Below are 22,524 nucleotides of genomic sequence, written 5' to 3'. Positions count from 1 at the left end.
GGGTCGCCGGCTTCGGCGGCCCTTTTTCGTTTGAGGTACTCATGAAAAGTATTGATACCAAAGCCATCCTAATGGGCGTCGCATTCGGCATTATGTGGGCGTCGGCGTTCACCTCTGCGCGGGTGATCGTGCAGTACGCGCCGCCGTTACATGCGCTCGCGCTAAGGTTCTTGGTATCGGGTATCATCGGCATATTGATTGCCCTTGCGATCGGTCAAAACTGGCGCTTAACGCGCAAGCAATGGATTGCTGTAGTCGTTTTCGGCATCACGCAAAATGGGCTGTATTTGGGTCTAAATTTCATCGCGATGCAGACCATTGAAGCCTCTCTTGCGGCAATTATCGCGTCAACGATGCCTCTGCTTGCAGCCTTCGCGAGCTGGGCCGTTTTCGGTGAGAAGATTAGGCCATTGGGTGTGATTGGCTTGTTGGCGGGTGTGGTCGGTGTGGTCTTGATTATGGGCGCACGGCTGCAAGGGGATGTGGACCTGTATGGAATTGCCCTTTGTGCGATTAGCGTCGTTTCACTGACGGTCGCAACGCTCGCGGTGCGCGGTGCGTCCTCGGGCGGCAATTTCTTGATGGTGGTGTCATTGCAGATGTTTGTCGGCAGCGCGATCTTATGGGGCCCTGCCTTGGCGTTTGAGACGTTCGACGTCACGTGGAATTGGCAACTTGCAGTCGCGTTCAGCTATACTGTGATCGTACCTGGCCTGCTTGCGACGTTGGTCTGGTTTCTGTTGGTGGATCGCATCGGAGCGACACCTGCCGCGGTTTTTCACTTTCTTACCCCCTTCTTCGGCGTGCTGATTGCCGCCGTTCTTTTAGGGGAAAAGATGGGATCGATGGATATCATCGGGGTGTTGATTATCACGGTTGGTATTTTGGCCGTTCAAATGTCGAAACAAAAGCCAACGTCCTTGTGAAGTGACAGCGGCGAACCTGCGCGGCATAGATTGCCGCAATGGAATTGATATTCGCATATGTCGCTGGGTTGCTCACACTAATAAACCCATGTGTTCTGCCGATCTTGCCGATTGTTTTGGCAAGTGCGCTGCAAGTAAGCCGCGCTGGCCCCATCGCGCTGTGTGCTGGGCTTAGCCTTTCGTTTGTGCTGCTAGGTGTCGGCATTGCAGCCTTCGGCCGCGTTCTGGGCATTGATACCGATATGGTCGCCTTTGTCGGGGCGCTGTTGATGATTGCCTTTGGCGTCATGATGCTGGTCCCACGTTTTGCGGACAAGTTCGCTTCAGCCACTGGCGGTATGGCGACAGCCGCAGATGAACAACTTGATGATCTGGACCGCAGCGGTTTGCGCGGTCAGTTCTTTGGGGGGATGTTGCTTGGTGCTGTTTGGGTGCCATGTGTTGGCCCCACACTTGGCGGTGCAATTGCGTTAGCGTCTACGGGTGAAAGCCTTGGTTGGGCGACACTGATCATGCTGTTCTTCGCGCTTGGAATCTCTACCATCATCTTGTTGCTGGCCTACGGCGCGCAGGCGGCGATACGCAATCGCCGTGACTGGCTGCGTACTACTGCTGCGAAAGCCCGACCCGCGATGGGTGTCTTGTTCATCCTCACCGGCCTCGTGCTTGCCTTTGGGCTGCACAAATATGCCGAAATCTGGCTTTTGGACAATCTTCCATACTGGTTACAGGACCTGTCGGTCCGCTTTTAGAAAGGAATACGAAATGAAACGTAGAGAATTCTTGATCGCCGCTGGCGCGACAACACTGATCCCGTTCGCAGCTCAAGCCAAAGGACTGGCGTACAGAGAAGGCTTGGTTCGGGAACGATTGGCTGCTGGCGAAACTGTATTCCTCGACTTTAAGGCGTCGTGGTGCACAACGTGCCGCGCGCAGGAACGTGTCATCAACAACATCAAAGCTGAAAGCAGCTCTTACGAAGAAGCTATCACGTTCATCGACGTTGATTGGGACGAATTCGGGCGCTCGCGTCTGGTTCGTGAACTGAATATCCCGCGTCGTTCCACGTTGGTTGTTTTGAAGGGTGAGGACGAGCTTGGACGCATCGTCGCACGTACATCTCCGGCCGATATTCAAGAGCTTATGGACATAGCCCTGAACGCAGCGACAGCTTAACCGATCTGGCCGCGCGTGCCGCCTGTCTGTCCTCGGTCCAGCAAAATGTGATCGAGGATAACAGCGGCCATCATTGCTTCACCCACGGGAACTGCACGGATGCCAACACAGGGGTCATGACGGCCCTTGGTGACGACTTCCGTTGGGGTGCCATCCATACGGATTGATGCGCGCGGGCTGAGGATGCTGGACGTTGGTTTCACAGCGAAACGCACCACAATGTCTTGGCCCGTGGAAATACCGCCAAGGATGCCGCCAGCATGGTTGCTTGAATATTCAGGACCGTTCGGACCCATGAAAATCTCGTCCGCGTTTGCACGACCTGTCAAGGCCGCAGCGGCCATACCTTCGCCGATCTCGACGCCTTTGACAGCATTGATAGACATCATTGCGGCGGACAAATCAGTGTCTAACTTGCCGTAAACCGGCGCGCCGATACCGGCAGGAACATTTCGTGCCACGACTTCGATCATTGCGCCAACCGAGTTGTGATCGTCCTTGCGAAGCCAGTTGATGTAATCAGTCCACTCGTCCACGACGCCAGCATCGGGGCACCAAAAATCGTTGCCTTCAATCGCGTCCCAATCAAAGCGTGAACGTTCGATGTGCTTTTCGCCCATCTGAACCATGTAGCCTTTGATCTCGACGTTCGGGGCCAGCGCTTTGATGGCTTCACGTGCCACGCCACCCGCTGCAACACGGGACGCGGTTTCACGCGCTGAACTGCGGCCGCCACCACGTGGGTCACGAAGACCGTATTTTTGGTGGTACGTAATATCCGCATGACCGGGGCGGAAGGTGTTCAGGATGTCGCCGTAGTCCTTGGATCGTTGATCGGTGTTTTCGATCATCAATTGGATAGGCGTGCCTGTGGTTTTGTCTTCATAGACGCCGGACAGGATTTTGACCGCATCAGGCTCGTTGCGCTGTGTGGTCATTTTATTCTGACCCGGGCGACGCTTATCGAGCCATTGTTGGATCATCGGAGCCGTCAACGGAACACCGGGAGGGCAGCCGTCAACAGTTGCACCCAAGGCGGGTCCGTGGCTTTCGCCCCAAGTGGTGACGCGGAAAAGATGACCGTAGCTGTTGAACGACATGAATGGCTCCTTGTTGGGGCTTGGTCTAGCGTTGCTGCGGCCCCTTGCCAAGTCTGAGGGCACGCACTAGGTCTTTGCGTACCTCGGGGGGCTTCGAATGAAGCTGAGATGCCACATGGCGGACCCGTAGAACCTGAACCGGTTAAGACCGGCGGAGGGAAGGTAACGGGCTAAGTTAAGACCGCCCCCCTTTCTCCGTTCGGCGCAATGAGAGGAAGAAAGATGAAAAAGACCCTACTCACTGTCGCAGGACTGATGTTTGCCAGCGTTGCTGCTGCGGAAACGAATGTTCTGACAGTTTATGCCCCCGATTATTTCGGATCCGAATGGGGCCCAGGCCCTAGCATTGAAGAAGCGTTCGAAGCGCAGTGCGACTGCGATTTGCAGTACCAAACGGGCGATCTATTGCCGCGTTTGTTGTTGGAAGGCGAAGGAACCGAGGCTGATGTTGCCATCGGGTTCAATTCAGACATCACCAAGCGTGCCCGTGACAGCGGATTGTTCGCACCACACGGTTTGGACCTGTCGCCGCTGACGCTTCCGCTTGAGTGGAACGACGACACGTTCTTGCCGTTTAACTACGGCCACACGGCGTTCATTTATGACAACACGAAGCTAGACGGGTTTGATTCATTCGAAGCCCTGCTGAACGCGCCTGACGATGTGCGTGTGGTCATCCAAGACCCGCGTTCATCGATCTCAGGTCTTGCTTTGGTTCTTTGGGTGAATGCTGTTTATGGCGACGAAGCCGAGGCTGCATGGGCGCGTCTTGCACCAAAAATCGTAACGGTCACGCAGGGTTGGTCCGAAAGCTATGGTTTGTTTACCGATGGTGAAGCAGATGTGGTGCTGTCTTACACAACATCCCCAGCTTACCACATCATCGCTGAAGAAGACCTGACGAAGTCAGCGGCGATCTTCGATGAAGGCCACTATTTCATGGTTGAGCTTGCAGCGAAACTTTCGGGAACAGACAACCCTGAATTGGCGGACCAGTTTATGGCGTTCATCCTTACGGAAGAGTTCCAAACGATGATCCCGACAACCAACTGGTCTTTCCCAGCTGCGTTGACTGAGGACAAGTGGCCGGAGGGTTTCCAAGAATTGCCAATGCCAGAGACTGTTCTGTTTTACACAGAAGATGAAGCTGCGGCACTTCGTGAGCCAGCGATTGAAGCATGGCGCAGCGCACTTTCCCAATAATTGCAGCGCTTGTCGTTGCGGGGCTTATAATTGGTCCCGTAACGGCGGTGTTGTGGCGGGGCGGTGGATTCACCGCCCTGTCTGCGGCTGACATATCAGCCCTAAAATTTACGATCTGGCAGGCATTTTGGTCCGCCTTTATTAGCGTCGTTCTGGCGATCCCTGTTGCCCGCGCATTGGCGCGTCGTGCGTTCTGGGGGCGATCTGCGTTGATCTCGGTGATGGGTGCACCGTTTATCCTCCCAGTGATCGTCGCGATCCTTGGGTTATTGGCGGTGTTTGGCGGCAAAGGGTTTGTGAACCTCTTGTTGGGGCCACTGGGCCTGCCAAAGTTAGACATTTACGGCGCGCAGGGCGTGATCCTTGCCCATGTGTTTTTCAATCTCCCACTGGCGGTGCGACTGATCCTTCAAGGGTGGCTTTCTGTCCCTTCCGAGCGATTTCGCGTGGCAGCATCACTTGGTGCGCCCGTGTTCTGGCTGTTGGAATGGCCAATGTTACGGCGCGTTGTGCCCGGTGCGTTCGCTGTGATCTTTGTGATCTGTTTGGGGTCGTTTGCCGTCGCGTTGACGCTGGGTGGAGGACCGCGTGCTACGACGGTCGAGCTTGCGATCTATCAAGCATTCAAATTCGACTTCGACCTCAGCAAAGCTGCGTCATTGGCGGTGGTTCAGTTGTGTTTGGGGCTATGCGCAGGCGGCTTGGCGTTGCTGTTGTCACGCGGTGATATGCTGGGGGCGGGCTTTGACCGCGTCGTACAACGCTGGGATGGATCAAAGGCATTGGATGCGGTTTTCATTGTGTTGGCGGCGCTGTTTTTGTTGGCACCACTTATGGCGGTCGCGATTGCGGGGCTTGCGGGACTGCCAGATTTGCCAAGCAGTATTTGGGGCGCAGCGTTGAGGTCATTGATGATCGCGCTAGGGGCGGTTGTTTTGACGATGGCACTGGCGCTGCCACTGGCAACCAAGGCAGGTGAGGCGGCGTCGTTGCTGGGCATATCGGTGTCTGGTTTGGTGCTGGGCACGGGCCTGTTCCTAATCGTGCAACCTTTTGTGCGGCCTTCATCTGTGGCGCTGCCAGTGACGATGGTGGTGAACGTGCTGATGGCGCTGCCCTTCGTCTTGCGAATATTGCGGCCCGGTGTGGATTCAGCGCGGGCGGATTTTGGGCGTTTGGGGCAGTCACTCGGGCTTGGTGGTTTCGCGTTGTGGCGGATTGTTTACCTGCCACGCTTACGCCGCCCGTTGGGGTTCGCGGCTGGGCTGACGGGTGCGTTGGCGATGGGGGACCTTGGGGTCATCACGTTGTTTTCGCGTCCCGGTGAGGGCACCCTGCCGCTCATGATGTATGATTTGATGGGGCGGTATCAGATGGACGCGGCTTATGGTGCGGCATTGCTATTGGTGGTGCTATCGCTGGGCGTGTTCTGGGTGTTTGACAAAGGAGGCCGTGCGCATGCTGTGGTGTAAGGATGTTGAGTTTTTACAAGGCGCATATGCGCTTGCGGCTGATTTACAGATTGAGGCGGGTCGGGTCACTGCGATCATCGGGCCGTCTGGTGCTGGGAAGTCCACATTGTTGGGTGGCATTGCCGGCTTTGTTCCGCAAACGGGTGGCGCGTTGTTGTGGAAGGGTAGTGACATTACGAAGCTGGCACCTGCAAAGCGGCCAGTTTCGATGCTGTTTCAGGACAACAACCTGTTCCCGCATTTGACGGTTATGCAGAACGTCGCGCTGGCTTTGGGGTCGAAACTGAACCCAACTGCGTCGGTTCGTCAGCGCGTTGAAGATATGTTGGCTCAGGTTGGGTTAGATGGTCTGTCTGAACGTAAACCAGCCGCTTTGTCAGGTGGGCAACAAAGCCGCGCAGCGCTGGCGCGGGCGTTGTTGCAGGACCGTGACGTGATGCTGATGGATGAACCGTTTAGCGCCCTTGGGCCCGGTTTGAAGGCTGAGATGCTAGATCTGTCCGTGGCGCTTGCGAAAGAGGCTGGGCGTACCGTTGTGATGGTGACGCATGACCCGAGCGATGCCGCGCGGGTGGCGGATGCCATTTTGGGTGTTTCACCGAACAAGGCTTGGGCACCTATATCGACACAGGACTTCTTGAATGATCCACCTGAGGCGTTTGTCGACTACCTTGGTTAGAACGCAAAAGGCCCGCCGAATTGGCGGGCCTTTTGTTTGATTATGTTAGACGCTTAGTCTTTGCGCTTGGCCGCTGCTTTGTGCGGTGCCCAAAGACGTTTGTTTGTGAGGTACAGCAACACAGACAAGACAGTCAGGAAGATCACACCAGTCAGGCCAGCCTGCTTACGTGCCATCATCTTAGGCTCGGCAGTCCACATTAGGAACGCAGCAACGTCCTGCGCCATGTGCTCAACATCGGCGGCGTGGCCGTCGTTGAACTCAAGCTGATCATCGAAGAGTGGCGGTGCCATTGCGATCCAGCTGCCTGGGTACATGTGCGCGCCATCTTCGTCTTTACACTCATCAGGGTAGCCGCCGGATGCGAAGACAGTGTTGTAGTGGCCGTCAAAGTCTTCGGGCGCACAAGAGGGTGCTTCGTGGTAACCGTTCAACAAGGAAGCGATGTATTCTGGGCCGCCCATGCCTTTGGTCAACTGGTTGATACCCGTGCCGTATGGCCCGTGGAAACCAGCGCGTGCCTTGGCCATCAAGGACAAGTCAGGAGCCGTGGAGAGTTGGCTTTCCGGGAAGTGGTCAGCTGGTGTGGCGGTGCGGAAATCGCCTTCGCCATCAAACAGCGTTTCGTCGAACACTTCGTAGAATTCAGCATATGCACGCATCTGATCTTCTGGCAGGTGAGGCCCGCCTTCATCATGCAATGTACGGAACGCGACGAACTTCAGGCCATGACAAGAGGAACAAACGTCAGTGTAGATCTGAAGACCACGCTGAAGTTGGTTCGTATCATAGGAACCGAATGGACCCTCAAACGAGAAATCAAAATCCTCGACGTGGGCTTCGGAACCGGCTGCGTACGCAGAACCCGAGGCGAGGCCTAGGGTAACTGCTGCTGTAAGGGTGAGTTTGCGGAACATGTTCATTGGTCCTTTCTCACTCAGCCGAGGTCGCTGCGGCATCAGCCGAAGCAGCCGTTTGGCCGTAGTGCGCGTTGAAGTCGTCCTCGATTGTCGCAGGGGGTGCCATCGGCTTTTCGATAACGCCCAGAAGCGGCAGAATTACGAGGAAATAAGCGAACCAGTACGTCGCACCGATCAGCGCGATGATTGGGTAGATACCCTCAGCAGGCATAGCGCCGGCCCACATCAAGACGATGAAGTCCACGCATAGGATAGCGAACCACCACTTGAACATCGGACGGTAACGACCGGAGCGTGTGGAGGATGTATCGAGCCAAGGCACGAGTGCCATCACTGCGATCGCGCCGAACATTGCCAGCACGCCGAAGAACTTGGCGTCGATGATGCCGAAGCTAACCCACTCAGCGAAGATCACGACCCATACAGTGTTATCGAATGCCCGCAGGATCGCGTAGAATGGCAAGAAGTACCATTCAGGAACGATGTGCGCTGGTGTGACCAGTGCATTGGCTTCGATGTAGTTGTCTGGGTGGCCAAGGAAGTTTGGCATAAAGCCAACGATTGCCACGAAGACCGTCAGGATGACGGACAGCGCGAACAGATCCTTGATCACGAAGTATGGCCAGAATGGAAGCGTGTCTTTCTCAGCTTCTTCTTTGGACCCGCGACGAACCTCAACACCTGTTGGGTTGTTGTTGCCTGTCGTGTGGAACGCCCAGATGTGAACGATCACAAGGGCCGCAATCACGAATGGCAGCAGGTAGTGCAGTGAGAAAAAGCGGTTCAAAGCAGGCTGGCCAACAGCGCCAGCGCCCAAGAGCCATGTCTGCAGGCTTTCACCAACGAACGGGATCGCACCGAACAGGCCAGTGATAACAGCCGTACCGTGGAAGGACATTTGACCCCATGGCAGAACGTAGCCCAAGAAGCCTGTCGCCATCATCAGCAAGAAGATCAACATACCGATGATCCATGTCACTTCGCGTGGGGCTTTGTATGAACCGTAGTAAAGGCCACGGAACATGTGTGCGTAAACAGCTACGAAGAACAGCGACGCGCCGTTCATGTGGAAGTAGCGGATCATATGACCGCCGTTTACGTCACGCATGATGTGTTCAACGGATGAGAACGCCAAGTCGACGTGCGGTGTGTAGTGCATCACAAGGACAACGCCCGTTGCGATCTGCAAAACAAGTGTGAAGGCCAAAACGATGCCCCAGATCCACATCCAGTTCAGGTTCTTTGGTGTGGGGATCATCAATGTGCCGTAGAGAAGGCCAATTACCGGAAGGCGGCTTTCGAGCCACTTTTCAGCGTTAGACTTCGGTTCGTAATGGTCGTGGGGAATGCCACCCATGTGTCTATCTCCTTAACCGAGTTCGATAGTTGTTGCGTCAACCCAACGCGCAGGCGGAACCGGAAGGTTCTCTGGCGCGGGGCCTTTACGAATGCGGCCGGCCAAATCGTAGTGTGAGCCGTGACATGGGCAGAACCAACCACCAAAGTCACCAGCGCCGTCACCAAGTGGAACGCAGCCGAGGTGCGTACAGACACCCATTTGAACAATCCATGCACCTTCGGCTTCGCCTTCAGGGGATGGCATCACGCGGTTGGCGTCAGATGCATCAGCCGTCGCATCCAAGTTTTCATTGCGGGACAGACCGTCAATGAAAGAGGCTGCTTCAGCGTCTTGCGCTTGGGCGTCCGCAATTTCAGCACCTGTCCGGTGGCGGATAAACACGGGTTTACCCTGCCACAGCACTGTAAGCTGCATGCCAGGTTCAACGGCGCTTACGTCCTGCCGAATCGAAGCAAGCGCAAGAACGTCTGCTGAGGGGTTCATTTGATTTACAAGCGGCCAAACCGAGGCCCCTGTGATAACTGCACCAGCACCGGCGGTCGCGTAATAAATAAAATCGCGTCGCGTTGCTTGATGTTCTGCTGCGTTTGACACCTGTTCCATCTCCGAATTCTGGGGCAATTGCCCGTCAAATACGACGAAAGCCCCTCAAAAGGGACATTCATTCCGTTTGGTTCTTAGCGACCAACTCTGCTTAGGTCCAGCAAGATTCAAGCGCAGTTCGTCGCATGCGGCGATTGGCCCTTAGGCGGGTTTTGTTGCCTGCATCGAGTCGCGGTTCTCAAATTCGGCCTGCCAGTTGGCTAATGCCTCGTTGCCGTGGCGCCAATTGCGGGCGTCATGGCGTAAATCAACGTAGGAAAGCGCGCAGGAAACAGCGATTTGGGCCATGTTAAGGGGGCCGTTTAGGTGACTCATCCAGCGGCTGTTGATTGCGGCGATGGCGCGGGCGGCCTTGCCCCATTGGGCTTCAGTCCAGTCTGGTGCGTCTTCGCGATAACGCTCGCCATAAATCATGCCGACGGTCACAACCATAAGTTCATCTGCGGTCGCCTCGAGTGTGAGGACTTCATACAGGCTTGTTGTGGGATAAAGGCCTGAATCGGCCATGTCGTCTAAGTAGCGTGTAATCACGCGGCTATCGTAAATTGCAGGGCCATCTTCGCGGATGAGGGCCGGAATTTTACCCAAGGGGTTCGCGACAAGAATTTCTTGCGCGGAGTTAAGGGGCGTGGACGAGACCTGAACCTCTTCTACTCGGTCAATCAATCCTGTTTCGCGCAATAACACGCGGGCTTTGCGGGCGAACGGGGATGGTGGGGACATGATCAGTTTCATGTGGTGTCCTTTCAGTCTTCGTTAGGTGGGTTGCGCATAAGGTCGGCAAGGGCATTCGTTTCCATGCCAATGCCGCTTTGCGCCATTTCATCAGCGGCGCGTAGGCGCACGTCATCGGGTTTGTTCTGGTTTAGTTTAAAGGTGCTTTGGATGTCAGTGATGGTCAAACGGCACGGCACAATCTGACGCATCATTTTGTCGAGGACATCTGGCGTCATCTTTTGTGTGGTCCACGCGGGCTTTGGCAATTGGTTTTCGAACAGCGCCGATTGGCGATCCAGCACATCGCGGATCATGTCTTGGTCGAGCTTTTCCAATGTGCCCTGGATGTGGACAGAGACGTAATTCCATGTCGGGACTTGGTCGTCCGCGCCGTACCAATCCGGCGAGACATATCCATCCGGCCCCGTGATCGCGAGGAGAACTGTCAACGGTTCGGACAGGGCCCGCGCGATTGGGTTGGAGCGCACGAGATGCATATCAAGCGTGGTCGCATTGTCAGACAGCAAGACAGGAACATGGGAGGCCAACAACCCATCCGGCCCCATCGCAGTGATCTGACCAAAGGAGCGTTCGCGCACAAACGCAATCGCGCGGTCTTCTGGTGTTCTGCGGTAGGTCGGGTTCGGGTGCATGGTTAAGTTCCTTCGTTAAGGGAACAGGACCACGTCATCCCCCGATTTCCAAGGGGTGTATTTCGTCATGATAGACGCAAACCGATCGGAGGCTTTGAATGCCGCGAGCCAGTTTTGCGCGTGGGTGAATGGCTGTGCATCCCACCAATCGAGATCCGTACGTGCGAACTGACGCACGAACGGCAAAATTGCGAGATCCGCGAGTGAGGGTTCATCCCCAAACAACCAAGGTTTGCCGTTAAGCTGGGTGTCGAGTTTCTCAATGAACGAAGCGGCAGTCGCGCGGCTTTCGGCTGGGTCGAGATCGGGGTGGCGCACGGCGTACTTGGTGCGATCCAGCGCGGTTTTGAACGGGCCATCTGTTTGTTCGATCAGCGCATAGGCCGCTTTGGTCATCGGCGTTAGGAGGTTTTCGGGGTCGGACTGTTCTAGCGCCCAGCGCATGACGTCATATGATTCTTCGATGACGTTACCGGCGATAAGAACGGGGACGGTTCCTTTTGGCGATGTGGCGAGGAACTCGGGTGCTTTGTCACGCAGAAGAATTTCGCGCAGCTCGACCGTAAGCCCGCTGGACGCAATCGCGAGGCGGGCACGCATGGCGTAGGGGCAGCGGCGAAAGGAGTAGAGGATAGGATAGGTCATGCGATCAACTGATCGCCGCGTGAACCCGTGATTTCTGCGGTGACGATCTGGGATTCGGGCTGGTCTGTATCAAATGCCACCTCGGTGAATTGTTCGGTGCGACCCATGCGGGGGTTTTCCATTAGGATGTGATGGGTCTTGCCGATTTGTTCGTTTAGGTGCGCATAAACGCGCACCTTACCGGCTTCTCGAAGGCGCGCGGCGCGAGCTTTGATGTCTTTGCCATTCACGGCGGGCATACGCGCGGCGGGGGTACCTTGGCGTGGAGAATAGGGGAAGACATGAAGCCAAGTTAGGGCGCAGTCATCCACAAGCTTAAGCGAGTTTTCAAAGTGCGCTTCGGTTTCCGTCGGAAAGCCGGCGATGATGTCCGCGCCAAACGTCATGTCAGGGCGTAGCTTGCGTGCATCTTCTGAAAACTTGATCGCATCATCGCGCAGGTGGCGGCGTTTCATGCGTTTGAGGATCAGGTCGTCACCATGCTGCAAGGACAAGTGAAGGTGCGGCATGAGGCGGGGTTCAGTGGCGATGGCCTGCATGAGGTTTTCATCGACCTCAATCGAATCGATGGAACTGATCCGCAGGCGCGGCAAATCTGGCACCAGTTTGAGAATACGCATGACGAGATCGCCAAGCTTGGGTTCTGCCGGTAGGTCAGCACCCCAAGAGGTGAGGTCAACGCCGGTCAGCACGACCTCATTATAGCCTTTGCCGACGAGCCGTTTGATTTGTTCGACCACAACACCAGCCGGAACGCTGCGTGAGTTGCCGCGTCCATAGGGGATAATGCAAAATGTGCAGCGGTGATCGCAGCCGTTTTGAACCTGCACATAGGCACGCGATCGGGTGCCGAAGCCGTCAATCAAATGCCCAGCGGTTTCAGTGACCGACATGATGTCGTCGACTTGCACAGGTTCGGTTTGCCCGATGAGGTCGGGTGCCATGCCGTTCCATGTTTCGGCCTGCATCTTTTCGGTGTTGCCGATGACTTTGCTGACCTCGGGCATTGCGATGAAAGTTTCAGGTTCGGTCTGCGCGGCGCAGCCAGTTACGATCAACGTCGCATCAGGGTTTTCGCGGCGTAGTTTGCGGATTTCTTTCTTGGCTTTGCGCACGGCCTCTGCGGTGACGGCGCAGGTATTCACGACAACAGCGTTCTCCACGCCGGCGGCACCCGCTAGCTCTTTCATAGCTTCGGTTTCATAGGCGTTTAGGCGGCAGCCGAGTGTGGTGAATTTTGGCGCGTTCATAGGTGCCAAATACCGTCAAAGACATGGGCGGTGGGCCCTGTCATCCAAACGCCATCCTCGCGCCAATCGATGTGGATCGTGCCACCATCAAGATCGATACGGACGGATTTACCAGTCAGCCCTTTGCGGTGCGCCGCGACAGCCGTTGCGCAAGATGACGACCCAGACGCCAATGTCACGCCAACACCACGTTCCCAAACACGCATGCGCAAGTGATCGGGGCCAATGACATGGGCGAACTGCACATTGGTGCGTTCAGGGTAAAGTGGGTGATGTTCCATCTCAGCGCCGCGCGCCTCAAGATCGATTGCATCGGCGTTATCAACGAAGAACGTACAGTGCGGGTTGCCCATACCGGTTGCCAGCGGCGCGCCGTCGATTGGCAATGTATCGAGGTCGACATCCTGCGCAAGGGGTACTTCTTTCCACGTAAGCTGCGGGTGCCCCATGTTCACCGACGTAAGCCCATCACCTGCGTCACGGGCAAACAGTGTTCCGCGATTAGTGGTCAGTGTCAGGTCGGTTTTGCCCGATTCGGCCATGATGTGACGGGAAATACAGCGAGTCGCGTTGCCACAAGCCCCTGCCGTGCTGCCATCAGAGTTATAAAATGTTAGGTGGACGTCAGCATTCCCACGCTTGGACATCACAGCCAATTGGTCAAATCCGACGCCGCGATGTCGATCTGCGATTGCAATAACGATGTCATTCGTGAGGCGTTGTACGCCATCACGCTCATCTATCACTACGAAATCGTTGCCGAGCCCATGCATTTTCATGAAAGGGATTCCGGTGGGGGAACTCTGTGTCATGTTGGCGCATATAGTTGAGCTGAGTACATGAATCCAGTCTTGCCGTATGATTAGGGGTTGACCCCTCGCGCTACGGTTTCTAATAGCACGCGGAGTGGGCCTGTAGCTCAGTTGGTAGAGCAACTGACTTTTAATCAGTAGGTCTCCGGTTCGAACCCGGACGGGCTCACCACTTTTTCTTTTTCTAAGCTAAAATCCGTTCGCCTTGGGCGTTGGGTTTAGTGCTTGTTTGTTTGTTTTATTGGGAAATCCGTCTCGGAAAGAGACGGGTTCAGTCTTTGAATACGAGTTCGACAGCGGTTATCGCCTTTTTACGTGCGGCCGCTTCAATCGTTCTGGCTAGCAAAAACGTACCTTTGATTCCGCTCATACTCGGAAAGTGCCAACGACCAGTGATGCGAGTCGCGGTTTCGTTTACCTGACCATCATAGTGCGGGTGATCGGAATCTTCGAAATCGGTGTATGTTTTAACGAAGGAAACGTTTGATCCGCTACGGGCGCCAGTTAAGACAGCGAGTAGTGTATCCGTTGCTTCAGGTCGGAATGTGTTCGGTTCAACGATCTCTCCGTGAATCGTATTCCCATTTTGCGTCAAAACGGCATCAAAGGACACCGGTGTGCCATGGGCAACGTTGTCGTAGTCAAACCGACCCGTCCAGCTACCGCTTAGGGAGTCTGAACCCGCCATGAACTAGCTTTTGCGCAGCGTGGCGCCAAAGGACAGCGTAGGTGACAACTCAACGACCTGGCCTTCGTCATTCGACCCTTCAGCGTTACGTGCTGCAATAATTCGCGCGGCTGTTTGCCCGATTTCGCGGCGGCAAGCGTCCATTGTCGCAAGCTGCAACGGTAGGCCGTCTAACAGTTCGACGCCGTTGAAACCTGCAAGGCCTATCGTATTCGGTATGTCTGCACCCGTTTCGTGTAGGTACAAAAGTCCACCCGCACCGATCATGTCGTTGGAATAGTACAGGAAGTCCAAATCAGGCGTCCGCTTCAGCATCGCGGCTGTCATTTCACGGCCCTTCGCAAGCGCGGAACCACCGGAGTAGAATTCCTGATCGGCGATCTCGATTCCATTTTTAGCGAGTGTCTGAGTAAACCCTTCAAACCGTTTACGTGCGCGGTGATCGAGAGGCATTTTGGTGCCCATGAACCCGATGCGTTTGTAGCCAGCTTTGATGATCTCGTCCGCCATGAGACGACCCGCGCGGCGATGCGAGATGCCAACGGCAGTGTCGATCGCTTCGCCGTCGGTATCCATAATCTCAACAACTGGGATGCCCGCCTGCTTTAACATCGCACGAGATGCTTCGGAATGTTCGAGGCCAGCGATGATGACACCTGATGGACGCCAAGACAGCATCTCAAACAAGACCTTCTCTTCTTTCTCGGGCTGGTAATCGGTCACTCCGACAACGGGTTGAAGTTCAGTGCCTTCAAGTTCCTCGCTGATACCGGACAAGACTTCTGGGAACACCATGTTGCCCAAAGATGGAATGATAACAGCGACCAAGTTCACCCGTTGGGACGCCAAAGCGCCGGCGATTTTGTTTGGAACATATCCCAGACGTCGCGCCGCTTCCTGAACTTTTTCGCGGGTTGCCGCGCTGACATCGCCCTTTTTGCGCAACACGCGGCTTACGGTCATTTCGCTTACGCCGGATGCCTCAGAGACATCACGTAAGGTTAGTGGGCGTTTGGATCGGGTCTGCAATGGCTCTGTCCTGTAGAAGCTATACACCAAGTGTTAGCGCCCCAGACCAAGGATGTCCAAGCCCTTGCGGTAAACAGAGTTCCACGGCAGATAGTAATGGCGGCCCCGTGGCTCAACTGGATAGAGCAGCCCCCTCCTAAGGGGCAGGTTGCAGGTTCGAATCCTGCCGGGGTCACCAGTATTAACCTGCGGTTGTACTCTTAAGGCTATGGTGGGTATTAACGCCAGGTGAAAGCGAATGGATGAGGTATGCGTCAGGGCACAACGGACCTGATGATTGAGTTTGCCGTTGCGTGTTTGGCAACCGAAGATCATCGACGTATCAAGAAACTGGTGCGCGATATGGCGCAAGCTTGGCCAAATGAGGCCGCGCTGGGCATTGCATTTGCGATCACAACTGCGGCGTCAACGTTTGAGGATATCGTAGATACGCAAGCCTCGTCGAAGTCGGCGCAATTGGGCTTTCGACTGGCGGCATTGGTCGCGGCAGATATTTATGCGATTCAAGAGATGGGCCAAGTTCCAGCTAAGGGGCAGGATTTACTGCATTTTTGGCGGCGCGTTGATCCGTACTTCTTAGACGTTTAGGGATGCCTAGCTAGGCGTTACGAGGTTACGTCTGTAGAGCCTTCAAAAGTTGTCTCGCAAATGGTTTCAATAGGTTCGTCCGCTTCATCCTCCTCGACCAGCGTGTCGAGGATGTCTTTCGCGGTTTCGACGGCTTTTTTGGTTTTGCCGAACATGCCCGGCACCCCGCCACCCGGATACATCGGCTGAACGGCGGCTGCGCTACCTGCGATCGGTACTTTGATGATGTTTTGATTAACCAGCTCACCCATCAAAGCGTTCGCTTGTTCAGGGCTGACTCGCAGCCATTTCTGGATAAGGGCGGGGCTCGCTTGGTTGTGCGCGCGGGCGTATAACGCCGCCCAGCCGACCTGAAAGGTATTGACTGGGGTTGTAGCCACTGGGACGGCTATAGCAGGCAGGGGCAAGACTGGGATCACAGCCGCTGCTCCGGCGGAACGGAGAAAATCACGTCGTTTCATAAGTGATAGATGGGTATGAATTGCTGACCTTTTAGGGGGAAAGCCTGTTTGGCATTCCCCGCAAATGGTCAGACCATGCGAATGACGTCTTTATCAATCGACAGCATATAGCCGCGCCGCGCGATGTTGCGCACAAGGAGTTCAGACATCATTTGATTGCCGAGCGTGTCACGCAGACGTTTGATCCGCGTGGCGCCTGCGGCTTCTTCGCAATCCGATGATGGACGGCCAGAAATAACACCTTCGATTTCAGCGCCGGTCAACACTTCGTCGTCCATGCGTGCTTCGGCCAAGACGGAAAGCGTTTCGATCGCGGCATCCGTCAGTTTGAATTCAAAGTTGTTAAGGTAAACCATGTTCTGATCGCGTGAGATCAGAAGCGAGTTCACTTCAATCCCTTTGCGTTCGATCTGCCCCATCCGACGGTTCATCGCGATTAGCATCACAAGGAATGCCACAGCCGCGACGAGCAACGCAGTCGCGAAGATCAAAAGCACGAAAATCACAAAGCGATAGCTGTCGAGCGTAGCAGAAAATGCCGTACCCGATTGCGCTAAGATTTCCAGTAGTTTGATTTCAGCCTGACCCGTAAGCGAGGCGTTCTCGACAAACAGCGCTTCAACGCGGGCATTAAACGCATTTGCGTCTGGCAAGTTAAGGAACAACAAAACAGCCGCCGTGAACAAGATGACCACGATGGCTGCAATTCCGCCGATGACAATCCGATTGCCCGTCTGACGTGCTTCAATAGCGGAGGTAGTATTCGCCTGCACTGTTCTGTCTCTCCTCAAGACCAGCGTCATCGAAGACGCCTTCAATACTTAACAACTGCCAATCATCGGCAGAAAGGCGCGGAGCCAGTTCGGCGCTTGCGCCGTCTGGCGTACATGCGCCCATGATCTCTGCAACACCGTAGTGCAGCCGGAGGGGATCGTCACGCTTGGCTTTGTAATCAGCATAACACGCGGCCTGCGCCGATGCGGACAACATCACTAACGTGAGTGTGAGGGTAAGTATGCGTTTCATGCCGTGAACATGCCGTGTGGCGTCTTGTTATTCAATATCCGTCCGCGTGTTCGTGGCCGAAAGCCGATAACGCCGCCCCGTTATTGAGAGACATTCGGCCCCCGCCGCATCGTTGGTTCATCACAAGCCGTCACACATTACGGCGAATCCCGAAAGGACCATACAATGTTTGCTCGCTCACTTAAAACGACGATTACCGCAGGCCTTCTCGCCACAACTTTGGCTTTCACGGCTGTTGCCCCAAATAGCGCCGCCGCGCGGATGTCTGATGATGAAATCGCCGGGCTTCTTGGTTTGCTGGTTATCGGTGCTGCGATCCACAGCAGTCGCAACAATGACCGCACGTCTGAGCCCGCGCCAACGATTAATCGTTCTGACCGCAATGAGAGACATGATCGGGGCGTTAGAAATTGGCAGGTTCTTCCGGCGCAATGTCTAACAACTGCTCAGACGCGCCGGGGTGCTACTGTTCGGATGTTTGGACAGCGTTGTCTGAACAACAACTACCAGTTCACTAACCGTTTGCCGCAAGACTGCCGCGTCAATTTTCGTGGTGAACGCGGTGCGCATCGCCAAGGTTACGATGTTGCGTGCATGCGTAACGCAGGGTTCCGCACCAATCGGCACTAAGGCCGAAGCGGATATCGGGTAGCCGCCCCCAGCGGTTACCCATTTAGAGGCAGGGGGGAGGACATGGCCCCCTGCCTCTTTTTTATGTCGAATATGATTGGTCTTTGCAGTCAGTGCATGACGGGATTGCACAGGTGTCCCTATCTGGATGGGTAAGAATGCCTTACCTATGACAGCAGGAAGCGAATGATCTGAAAGGACAGACCATGATCCAAGACCGTTTGACAGCCAAGTTTTTGGCAGCCCCGCATATCAAAAAGAATGATGTGAAACCGCTTAAAGCAGTGCCAGCCAAGCGTAAGGTGGCTCCGGCGACTGATCTTTATACACGTGGTCGCAGCCTATTCGGTACTTTCTGGCTCTGAGGCTTGCAGCCCCGACCTGTGTTTGAGACACGGGATGGATGAGTACACCTGAGACAACCGGACCCGATTTCACATTTGAACAAGACCTGCTCACCCGCGGCGCGTTGCGCATAGCGGGTGTGGATGAAGTAGGGCGCGGGCCATTGGCTGGTCCCGTCACTGCCGCTGCCGTGATCCTTGATCCGGCACGTATACCAGCGGGACTAAATGACAGTAAGAAACTGACGGCGAAACGCCGCGAGGCGCTTGAACCGTTGATCTTAGCGAACGCGCAGGTGTCGATCGCCCATGCGACTGTCGAAGAAATAGACGAAATCAATATTTTACGCGCCAGCCATCTTGCGATGGAAAGGGCAGTGGCCGGATTAGGTGGCGTCGATCATGCCCTGATTGATGGAAACATGATCCCGCGCGGGCTGACTGTTCCCGCGACAACAATCATCAAAGGTGACGCCCGTTCTTTGTCCATCGCGGCGGCTTCAATTGTGGCCAAAATATGTCGAGATCGGATCATGGTGGATTTAGCGCAACAGTACCCTGGGTACGGCTGGGAGACGAACGCGGGATACGGGTCCAAAAGCCACATATCTGCACTTCAAAATTTGGGGGTTACCCCACACCATAGACGATCTTTCAAACCCGTCCACAATATGTTGTGACAAGCATATTTTCTAACCCTTTGATTCAATAAAGTTTTTGACTGCGAATCGCCTTTGACTCACATTGGTCCCAACAAACGAGCGGATAACCGCCGTGACTATCAAAGTCGGGACAGAGGCGTAAAATGACTAAGAAAACCAAAGAGGCAGCTGCGCCAGCGCTGCCGCTCAATAGCATTCTTGACGGTGATTGCATCGACATCATGAACAGCCTGCCCGAGTGCAGCGTTGATCTGATTTTTGCAGACCCACCCTATAATCTTCAACTGAAGGGCGAATTGCATCGCCCCGACAATTCCAAGGTTGACGCAGTAGATAACGATTGGGATCAGTTCGAGAGCTTTAAGCGCTACGATGAATTTACGCACGCTTGGATGACGGCCGCGCGCCGTATCCTTAAGCCGAATGGCGCGATGTGGGTCATCGGTTCCTATCACAACGTCTTCCGCATGGGCACCGAGCTGCAGAACCAAGGGTTCTGGATCCTGAACGACGTGATTTGGCGCAAGTCAAACCCGATGCCAAACTTTCGTGGCATGCGTCTGACGAATGCCCACGAAACGATGATCTGGGTCTCCAAGACCGAGAAATCGAAACCAACCTTTAACTACGAAGCGCTAAAAGCGCTTAACGAAGGAACCCAGATGCGCAGCGATTGGGTGCTTCCGATTTGTACAGGACATGAACGTTTGAAAAACGAAGCCGGCGACAAAGCCCACCCGACCCAGAAACCAGAAAGCCTGCTGCACCGCGTTTTGGTGGGGTCCACTAATCCTGGCGACGTTGTGCTTGATCCGTTCTTTGGTACCGGTACGACGGGTGCTGTCGCTAAAATGCTTGGCCGTGACTACATCGGCATCGAGCGTGAAGCTGAATACCGTGCCGTAGCTAAGAAGCGTTTGGCGAAGATCCGTAAATTCGACAATGAGGCCTTAGAGGTGTCGCAATCCAAGCGCGCTGAGCCGCGGGTTCCGTTCGGCCAAGTCGTTGAACGTGGCATGTTGCGTCCTGGTGAAGACCTGTGGTCCGTCAACGGCCGCCACAAAGCGAAAGTTCGTGCTGACGGCACACTGATCGCTGCAGACTCCAAGGGGTCCATCCACCAAGTTGGCGCTGCCTGCGAAAACGCCCCAAGCTGCAATGGCTGGACGTATTGGCACTACCGTCGCGATGGCAAAAAGGTTCCGATTGACCTTCTGCGCCAACAGATCCGTTCTGAGATGCGCGCCAACTAAACCTACACACAGTTTCCAAGTTTACCGCCTGTGCCTGCGGCCCAATAGCCGTGGCACCACTTACCCCCCGTCGGTCGCAAGACCTGACGGGGGTTTTTTCTGTACTAGTTCCCTCGTGACGTTCAGCGCATTCCACGCCATAAGGGGCCAAGTTTAACGAGGGTCGAAATGGCGAAAATTCTTCTAACGGGTGGTGCGGGATATATCGGGTCGCACACGTATCTGGCGCTTGTTGAGGCTGGATTTGATGTTGTGATCCTGGACAACTTTTCCAACTCGAAGACTGATGTTCCGAACCGTTTGCAAGATATCGCTGGTGGGTCCGTCGACGTGGTTGAAGGCGATGTTTTAGATCGCGCAGTCCTGGACGCGCTATTTGCAGATCACAAGATTGACGGTGTCGTACACTTTGCAGCCCTTAAAGCGGTCGGCGAAAGCGTGCAGAAGCCACTGGATTATATGAATACGAATGTTGGCGGTTTGCTGAACTTGCTTGCAGCGATGGATCGCGCTGATGTGCGACGCATCGTGTTCTCGTCCTCTGCGACGGTCTACGGCGACACGAACGTGCAGCCGATTCCAGAAGAGCATGCACGCACTTATACGTCCCCATATGCATTCACTAAGATCGCAGGTGAGCAAATTCTTGAACAGCTTACAGATGATTGGGCTGTCGGTATTTTGCGGTATTTCAATCCAGTTGGCGCGCATAAGTCCGCGATCATTGGCGAAGACCCAGAAGACATTCCAAACAACTTAGTTCCATACATGGCCAAGGTCGCGACGGGTGAGCTGGCAGAGCTTAGCGTTTTTGGCGACGATTATGACACGCCAGACGGAACAGGTGTGCGTGATTATATCCACGTGGAAGACCTTGCTGAGGGGCACGTGTTGTCGCTGAAGTCGCTTATCGAGACAGGCCAGAGCCATACGGTGAACCTTGGCACTGGCGAGGGTTCGTCTGTTTTTGATGTTGTCAAAGCTTATTCTGACGCTTGTGGGCTTGAGTTGGCCTATAAGGTTACGCCGCGACGTGACGGGGATGTCGCCGTCCTGACCGCGCGTCCTGAAAAGGCGAAAACGGTTCTTGGTTTTGAAGCAAGGCGCACACTTGCTGACATGTGCACGTCCAGCTGGGCGTGGGTTAGCGGGCAGCGTAAGAATTCGCGCTAGCGCGGCAGCGGGTTTGTGGCGTTTTTATACGGCGTCCAGTCTTCGATTTCCGGATAGTATTTCTTGCGCCATGCACGCACGCGCGGATTCATGATCCGCAACCAGACAGGTGGCACCATCGCCGCCATCGTCATCACCGGATAGCCATAGGGCAATTGTGGTGCCTCATCCTCATCGTAGGTTTGCAGCAACGGAAACCGGCGATCAGGTTTGTAGTGATGGTCTGAATGGCGTTGAAGGTTAATCAGCAGCCAATTGGACGCCAATTGTGACGCGTTCCAAGAATGGCGCGGAAGAACGTGTTCATACTTGCCGTCCCCAAGGTGCTTGCGCGTCAAGCCATAGTGTTCGACGTAGTTTACGATTTCCAGCTGCCACATTGAGATGAATGCTTGATATGCGAACAGGGCTAGCCCTACCCAGCCACCGATCCAAATCGCGATTGTGATCATCGCAAGTTGAAGCGCCGCATAGCGCCAGAACGGGTTGGAGCGGTGATGCCAAGGCAGGTTTTTACGTGCCAACATCGCGGCCTCTGCTTTGAATGCTGAAACGGGTTGTTGATGAAGGACGCGGAAGAAATACTTGTGGAAACCCTCATTGTAGCGGGCTGTTACGGGGTCGCGTGGGGTTCCTACATACCGATGATGCACCAACAGGTGCTCGCTGCGGAAATGCGAATAAAGCGACATTGAAAGCAGGATGTCAGCAAGCCAACGTTCGAACTTGGGCTTTTGGTGCGCAAGTTCGTGGGCATAGACGATGCCGATTGTGCCAGACATCACACCAAGCCCGAAGGCGAGGCCGATCAGTTCCCAAACGTTCAGATGCCCCGATGCCGTGACGTACCAAATTATGCCAAAGAGAGTCACAAACTGAAGTGGTGCCCAGATTATCGTGACAAGGCGATACCAGAACAACTTACCCTCTGATGTTTCCAGATCCGCGTTGGCGTCATAAGTGCCGGCAATCGCGTCGATTGCGGTGAACAAGTACCACGTCATGAGTGGCATCAAAAACATCGTCCAACCGCCATAAATCGCCTCGATCCAAGCGACGGGAACAAGGCCGACGGAACACCAGAATGGGGCCGCGCGTGATATTCGGGCCATGTTAGTGGCTGAGACGATTGGGAAAGATGTCATGACATACTC

Annotated in this window: 27 protein-coding genes, 2 tRNA genes and 1 riboswitch; of the genes, 14 read left to right on the top strand and 15 right to left on the bottom strand. The window is 55.0% G+C overall.

Going from position 1 to position 22,524, the window contains the following annotated elements:
• Positions 1-50 precede the first annotated feature (50 nt).
• Genes OSB_RS15280 through OSB_RS15270 form a run of 3 tightly spaced genes read left to right on the top strand, consistent with a single transcriptional unit; the run spans position 51 to position 2,102 of the window.
• Positions 51-926, top strand: a complete 876-nt coding sequence (locus OSB_RS15280) for a DMT family transporter (protein ID WP_049836207.1) — start codon at positions 51-53, stop codon at positions 924-926.
• 38 nt (positions 927-964) lie between these two features.
• Positions 965-1,678 (top strand): cytochrome c biogenesis CcdA family protein, encoded by a 714-nt coding sequence (locus OSB_RS15275; RefSeq protein ID WP_049835797.1) that lies wholly within the window; start codon positions 965-967, stop codon positions 1,676-1,678.
• 13 nt (positions 1,679-1,691) lie between these two features.
• Positions 1,692-2,102, top strand: coding sequence for a thioredoxin family protein (locus OSB_RS15270; RefSeq protein WP_049835796.1), 411 nt, complete (start codon positions 1,692-1,694; stop codon positions 2,100-2,102).
• Here OSB_RS15270 and aroC read toward each other — a convergent pair.
• Positions 2,099-3,202, bottom strand: coding sequence for a chorismate synthase (gene aroC, locus OSB_RS15265; protein WP_049835795.1), 1,104 nt, complete (start codon positions 3,200-3,202; stop codon positions 2,099-2,101). The two genes, OSB_RS15270 and aroC, sit on opposite strands and share 4 nt — an antisense overlap.
• Before the next feature lie 74 nt (positions 3,203-3,276).
• A riboswitch (TPP riboswitch) is annotated at positions 3,277-3,379 on the top strand.
• A gap of 45 nt (positions 3,380-3,424) precedes the next feature.
• Between aroC and OSB_RS15260 the strand changes: the two genes are divergently transcribed.
• Genes OSB_RS15260 through OSB_RS15250 form a run of 3 tightly spaced genes read left to right on the top strand, consistent with a single transcriptional unit; the run spans position 3,425 to position 6,556 of the window.
• The gene (locus OSB_RS15260; protein WP_049835794.1) at positions 3,425-4,405 is read left to right on the top strand and encodes a thiamine ABC transporter substrate-binding protein; all 981 of its coding nucleotides are present in this window, start codon (positions 3,425-3,427) and stop codon (positions 4,403-4,405) included.
• Positions 4,381-5,877: an ABC transporter permease family protein gene (locus OSB_RS15255; RefSeq protein WP_049835793.1), complete on the top strand. Its 1,497-nt coding sequence runs from the start codon at positions 4,381-4,383 to the stop codon at positions 5,875-5,877. Before OSB_RS15260 ends, OSB_RS15255 begins: the two co-directional genes overlap by 25 nt.
• Positions 5,864-6,556: a thiamine ABC transporter ATP-binding protein gene (locus OSB_RS15250; protein WP_049835792.1), complete on the top strand. Its 693-nt coding sequence runs from the start codon at positions 5,864-5,866 to the stop codon at positions 6,554-6,556. The genes OSB_RS15255 and OSB_RS15250 overlap by 14 nt, the downstream gene beginning before the upstream one ends.
• A gap of 53 nt (positions 6,557-6,609) precedes the next feature.
• Here the strand turns inward: OSB_RS15250 and OSB_RS15245 are convergent, their stop codons facing one another.
• From OSB_RS15245 to dapF, 8 genes are all read right to left on the bottom strand, one after another.
• On the bottom strand, positions 6,610-7,479 hold the full coding sequence (locus OSB_RS15245; RefSeq protein ID WP_049835791.1) for a cytochrome c1: 870 nt from the start codon (positions 7,477-7,479) through the stop codon (positions 6,610-6,612).
• A gap of 10 nt (positions 7,480-7,489) precedes the next feature.
• Positions 7,490-8,833: a cytochrome b gene (locus OSB_RS15240; RefSeq protein WP_049835790.1), complete on the bottom strand. Its 1,344-nt coding sequence runs from the start codon at positions 8,831-8,833 to the stop codon at positions 7,490-7,492.
• 12 nt (positions 8,834-8,845) lie between these two features.
• A complete protein-coding gene (petA, locus tag OSB_RS15235; protein ID WP_049836206.1) occupies positions 8,846-9,430 on the bottom strand; it encodes a ubiquinol-cytochrome c reductase iron-sulfur subunit in 585 nt (194 codons plus the stop codon).
• Positions 9,431-9,580: 150 nt separating this feature from the next.
• On the bottom strand, positions 9,581-10,174 hold the full coding sequence (locus OSB_RS15230; protein WP_049835789.1) for a glutathione S-transferase: 594 nt from the start codon (positions 10,172-10,174) through the stop codon (positions 9,581-9,583).
• Positions 10,175-10,185: 11 nt separating this feature from the next.
• Positions 10,186-10,809: an FMN-binding negative transcriptional regulator gene (locus tag OSB_RS15225; RefSeq protein WP_049835788.1), complete on the bottom strand. Its 624-nt coding sequence runs from the start codon at positions 10,807-10,809 to the stop codon at positions 10,186-10,188.
• 15 nt (positions 10,810-10,824) lie between these two features.
• Positions 10,825-11,454, bottom strand: a complete 630-nt coding sequence (locus OSB_RS15220) for a glutathione S-transferase (protein WP_049835787.1) — start codon at positions 11,452-11,454, stop codon at positions 10,825-10,827.
• Positions 11,451-12,704 (bottom strand): tRNA (N(6)-L-threonylcarbamoyladenosine(37)-C(2))-methylthiotransferase MtaB, encoded by a 1,254-nt coding sequence (gene mtaB / locus OSB_RS15215; RefSeq protein ID WP_049835786.1) that lies wholly within the window; start codon positions 12,702-12,704, stop codon positions 11,451-11,453. The genes OSB_RS15220 and mtaB overlap by 4 nt, the downstream gene beginning before the upstream one ends.
• The gene (dapF, locus tag OSB_RS15210; RefSeq protein WP_074202284.1) at positions 12,701-13,483 is read right to left on the bottom strand and encodes a diaminopimelate epimerase; all 783 of its coding nucleotides are present in this window, start codon (positions 13,481-13,483) and stop codon (positions 12,701-12,703) included. The genes mtaB and dapF overlap by 4 nt, the downstream gene beginning before the upstream one ends.
• 129 nt (positions 13,484-13,612) lie before the next feature.
• Between dapF and OSB_RS15205 the strand changes: the two genes are divergently transcribed.
• Positions 13,613-13,688: transfer RNA gene (locus tag OSB_RS15205), tRNA-Lys, on the top strand.
• 99 nt (positions 13,689-13,787) lie between these two features.
• Here OSB_RS15205 and OSB_RS15200 read toward each other — a convergent pair.
• On the bottom strand, positions 13,788-14,204 hold the full coding sequence (locus OSB_RS15200) for a hypothetical protein (RefSeq protein ID WP_049835784.1): 417 nt from the start codon (positions 14,202-14,204) through the stop codon (positions 13,788-13,790).
• Between the two features lie 3 nt (positions 14,205-14,207).
• Positions 14,208-15,233 (bottom strand): LacI family DNA-binding transcriptional regulator, encoded by a 1,026-nt coding sequence (locus OSB_RS15195; protein ID WP_049835783.1) that lies wholly within the window; start codon positions 15,231-15,233, stop codon positions 14,208-14,210.
• Between the two features lie 101 nt (positions 15,234-15,334).
• Here OSB_RS15195 and OSB_RS15190 point away from each other — a divergent pair.
• Positions 15,335-15,411, top strand: a tRNA-Arg gene (locus tag OSB_RS15190).
• A gap of 71 nt (positions 15,412-15,482) precedes the next feature.
• Positions 15,483-15,821: a hypothetical protein gene (locus OSB_RS15185; protein WP_049835782.1), complete on the top strand. Its 339-nt coding sequence runs from the start codon at positions 15,483-15,485 to the stop codon at positions 15,819-15,821.
• 17 nt (positions 15,822-15,838) lie between these two features.
• Here the strand turns inward: OSB_RS15185 and OSB_RS15180 are convergent, their stop codons facing one another.
• The 3 genes from OSB_RS15180 to OSB_RS15170 form a co-directional block, all read right to left on the bottom strand.
• Entirely contained in the window at positions 15,839-16,201 is a 363-nt protein-coding gene (locus OSB_RS15180; RefSeq protein WP_143831338.1) for a hypothetical protein, read from the bottom strand.
• Positions 16,202-16,350: 149 nt separating this feature from the next.
• Positions 16,351-17,055: a winged helix-turn-helix domain-containing protein gene (locus OSB_RS15175; protein WP_143831340.1), complete on the bottom strand. Its 705-nt coding sequence runs from the start codon at positions 17,053-17,055 to the stop codon at positions 16,351-16,353.
• A complete protein-coding gene (locus OSB_RS15170; protein WP_049835780.1) occupies positions 17,027-17,308 on the bottom strand; it encodes a hypothetical protein in 282 nt (93 codons plus the stop codon). Before OSB_RS15170 ends, OSB_RS15175 begins: the two co-directional genes overlap by 29 nt.
• Before the next feature lie 165 nt (positions 17,309-17,473).
• Here OSB_RS15170 and OSB_RS15165 point away from each other — a divergent pair, with 165 nt between their 5' ends.
• From OSB_RS15165 to galE, 5 genes are all read left to right on the top strand, one after another.
• Positions 17,474-17,938: a hypothetical protein gene (locus tag OSB_RS15165; protein ID WP_049835779.1), complete on the top strand. Its 465-nt coding sequence runs from the start codon at positions 17,474-17,476 to the stop codon at positions 17,936-17,938.
• Between the two features lie 206 nt (positions 17,939-18,144).
• On the top strand, positions 18,145-18,303 hold the full coding sequence (locus OSB_RS16735; RefSeq protein ID WP_158454126.1) for a hypothetical protein: 159 nt from the start codon (positions 18,145-18,147) through the stop codon (positions 18,301-18,303).
• A gap of 38 nt (positions 18,304-18,341) precedes the next feature.
• Positions 18,342-18,962: a ribonuclease HII gene (locus tag OSB_RS15160; RefSeq protein ID WP_049835778.1), complete on the top strand. Its 621-nt coding sequence runs from the start codon at positions 18,342-18,344 to the stop codon at positions 18,960-18,962.
• 125 nt (positions 18,963-19,087) lie between these two features.
• A complete protein-coding gene (locus OSB_RS15155; protein WP_049835777.1) occupies positions 19,088-20,197 on the top strand; it encodes a site-specific DNA-methyltransferase in 1,110 nt (369 codons plus the stop codon).
• Between the two features lie 168 nt (positions 20,198-20,365).
• Positions 20,366-21,370 (top strand): UDP-glucose 4-epimerase GalE, encoded by a 1,005-nt coding sequence (gene galE / locus OSB_RS15150; protein WP_049835776.1) that lies wholly within the window; start codon positions 20,366-20,368, stop codon positions 21,368-21,370.
• Here the strand turns inward: galE and OSB_RS15145 are convergent.
• Entirely contained in the window at positions 21,367-22,515 is a 1,149-nt protein-coding gene (locus tag OSB_RS15145) for an alkane 1-monooxygenase (RefSeq protein ID WP_049835775.1), read from the bottom strand. The genes galE and OSB_RS15145 overlap by 4 nt on opposite strands.
• Positions 22,516-22,524 lie beyond the last annotated feature (9 nt).

This window comes from Octadecabacter temperatus (assembly GCF_001187845.1).
Classification (GTDB): domain Bacteria; phylum Pseudomonadota; class Alphaproteobacteria; order Rhodobacterales; family Rhodobacteraceae; genus Octadecabacter; species Octadecabacter temperatus.
Note: the sequence above shows the minus strand (reverse complement) of the source record. Positions and strands in the feature narration are given on the sequence as shown.

Coding starts and splice junctions, on each gene's coding strand:
- OSB_RS15155 (WP_049835777.1), top strand. CDS start 19,088: ATGACTAAGAAAACCAAAGAGGCAGCTGCGCCAGCGCTGCCGCTCAAT.
- OSB_RS16735 (WP_158454126.1), top strand. CDS start 18,145: ATGATCCAAGACCGTTTGACAGCCAAGTTTTTGGCAGCCCCGCATATC.
- OSB_RS15270 (WP_049835796.1), top strand. CDS start 1,692: ATGAAACGTAGAGAATTCTTGATCGCCGCTGGCGCGACAACACTGATC.
- OSB_RS15185 (WP_049835782.1), top strand. CDS start 15,483: ATGCGTCAGGGCACAACGGACCTGATGATTGAGTTTGCCGTTGCGTGT.
- OSB_RS15170 (WP_049835780.1), bottom strand. CDS start 17,308: ATGAAACGCATACTTACCCTCACACTCACGTTAGTGATGTTGTCCGCA.
- OSB_RS15230 (WP_049835789.1), bottom strand. CDS start 10,174: ATGAAACTGATCATGTCCCCACCATCCCCGTTCGCCCGCAAAGCCCGC.
- OSB_RS15275 (WP_049835797.1), top strand. CDS start 965: ATGGAATTGATATTCGCATATGTCGCTGGGTTGCTCACACTAATAAAC.
- OSB_RS15245 (WP_049835791.1), bottom strand. CDS start 7,479: ATGAACATGTTCCGCAAACTCACCCTTACAGCAGCAGTTACCCTAGGC.
- OSB_RS15260 (WP_049835794.1), top strand. CDS start 3,425: ATGAAAAAGACCCTACTCACTGTCGCAGGACTGATGTTTGCCAGCGTT.
- OSB_RS15225 (WP_049835788.1), bottom strand. CDS start 10,809: ATGCACCCGAACCCGACCTACCGCAGAACACCAGAAGACCGCGCGATT.
- OSB_RS15220 (WP_049835787.1), bottom strand. CDS start 11,454: ATGACCTATCCTATCCTCTACTCCTTTCGCCGCTGCCCCTACGCCATG.
- aroC (WP_049835795.1), bottom strand. CDS start 3,202: ATGTCGTTCAACAGCTACGGTCATCTTTTCCGCGTCACCACTTGGGGC.
- OSB_RS15160 (WP_049835778.1), top strand. CDS start 18,342: ATGAGTACACCTGAGACAACCGGACCCGATTTCACATTTGAACAAGAC.
- OSB_RS15145 (WP_049835775.1), bottom strand. CDS start 22,515: ATGACATCTTTCCCAATCGTCTCAGCCACTAACATGGCCCGAATATCA.
- OSB_RS15240 (WP_049835790.1), bottom strand. CDS start 8,833: ATGGGTGGCATTCCCCACGACCATTACGAACCGAAGTCTAACGCTGAA.
- mtaB (WP_049835786.1), bottom strand. CDS start 12,704: ATGAACGCGCCAAAATTCACCACACTCGGCTGCCGCCTAAACGCCTAT.
- OSB_RS15250 (WP_049835792.1), top strand. CDS start 5,864: ATGCTGTGGTGTAAGGATGTTGAGTTTTTACAAGGCGCATATGCGCTT.
- dapF (WP_074202284.1), bottom strand. CDS start 13,483: ATGAAAATGCATGGGCTCGGCAACGATTTCGTAGTGATAGATGAGCGT.
- OSB_RS15200 (WP_049835784.1), bottom strand. CDS start 14,204: ATGGCGGGTTCAGACTCCCTAAGCGGTAGCTGGACGGGTCGGTTTGAC.
- galE (WP_049835776.1), top strand. CDS start 20,366: ATGGCGAAAATTCTTCTAACGGGTGGTGCGGGATATATCGGGTCGCAC.
- OSB_RS15165 (WP_049835779.1), top strand. CDS start 17,474: ATGTTTGCTCGCTCACTTAAAACGACGATTACCGCAGGCCTTCTCGCC.
- OSB_RS15255 (WP_049835793.1), top strand. CDS start 4,381: ATGGCGCAGCGCACTTTCCCAATAATTGCAGCGCTTGTCGTTGCGGGG.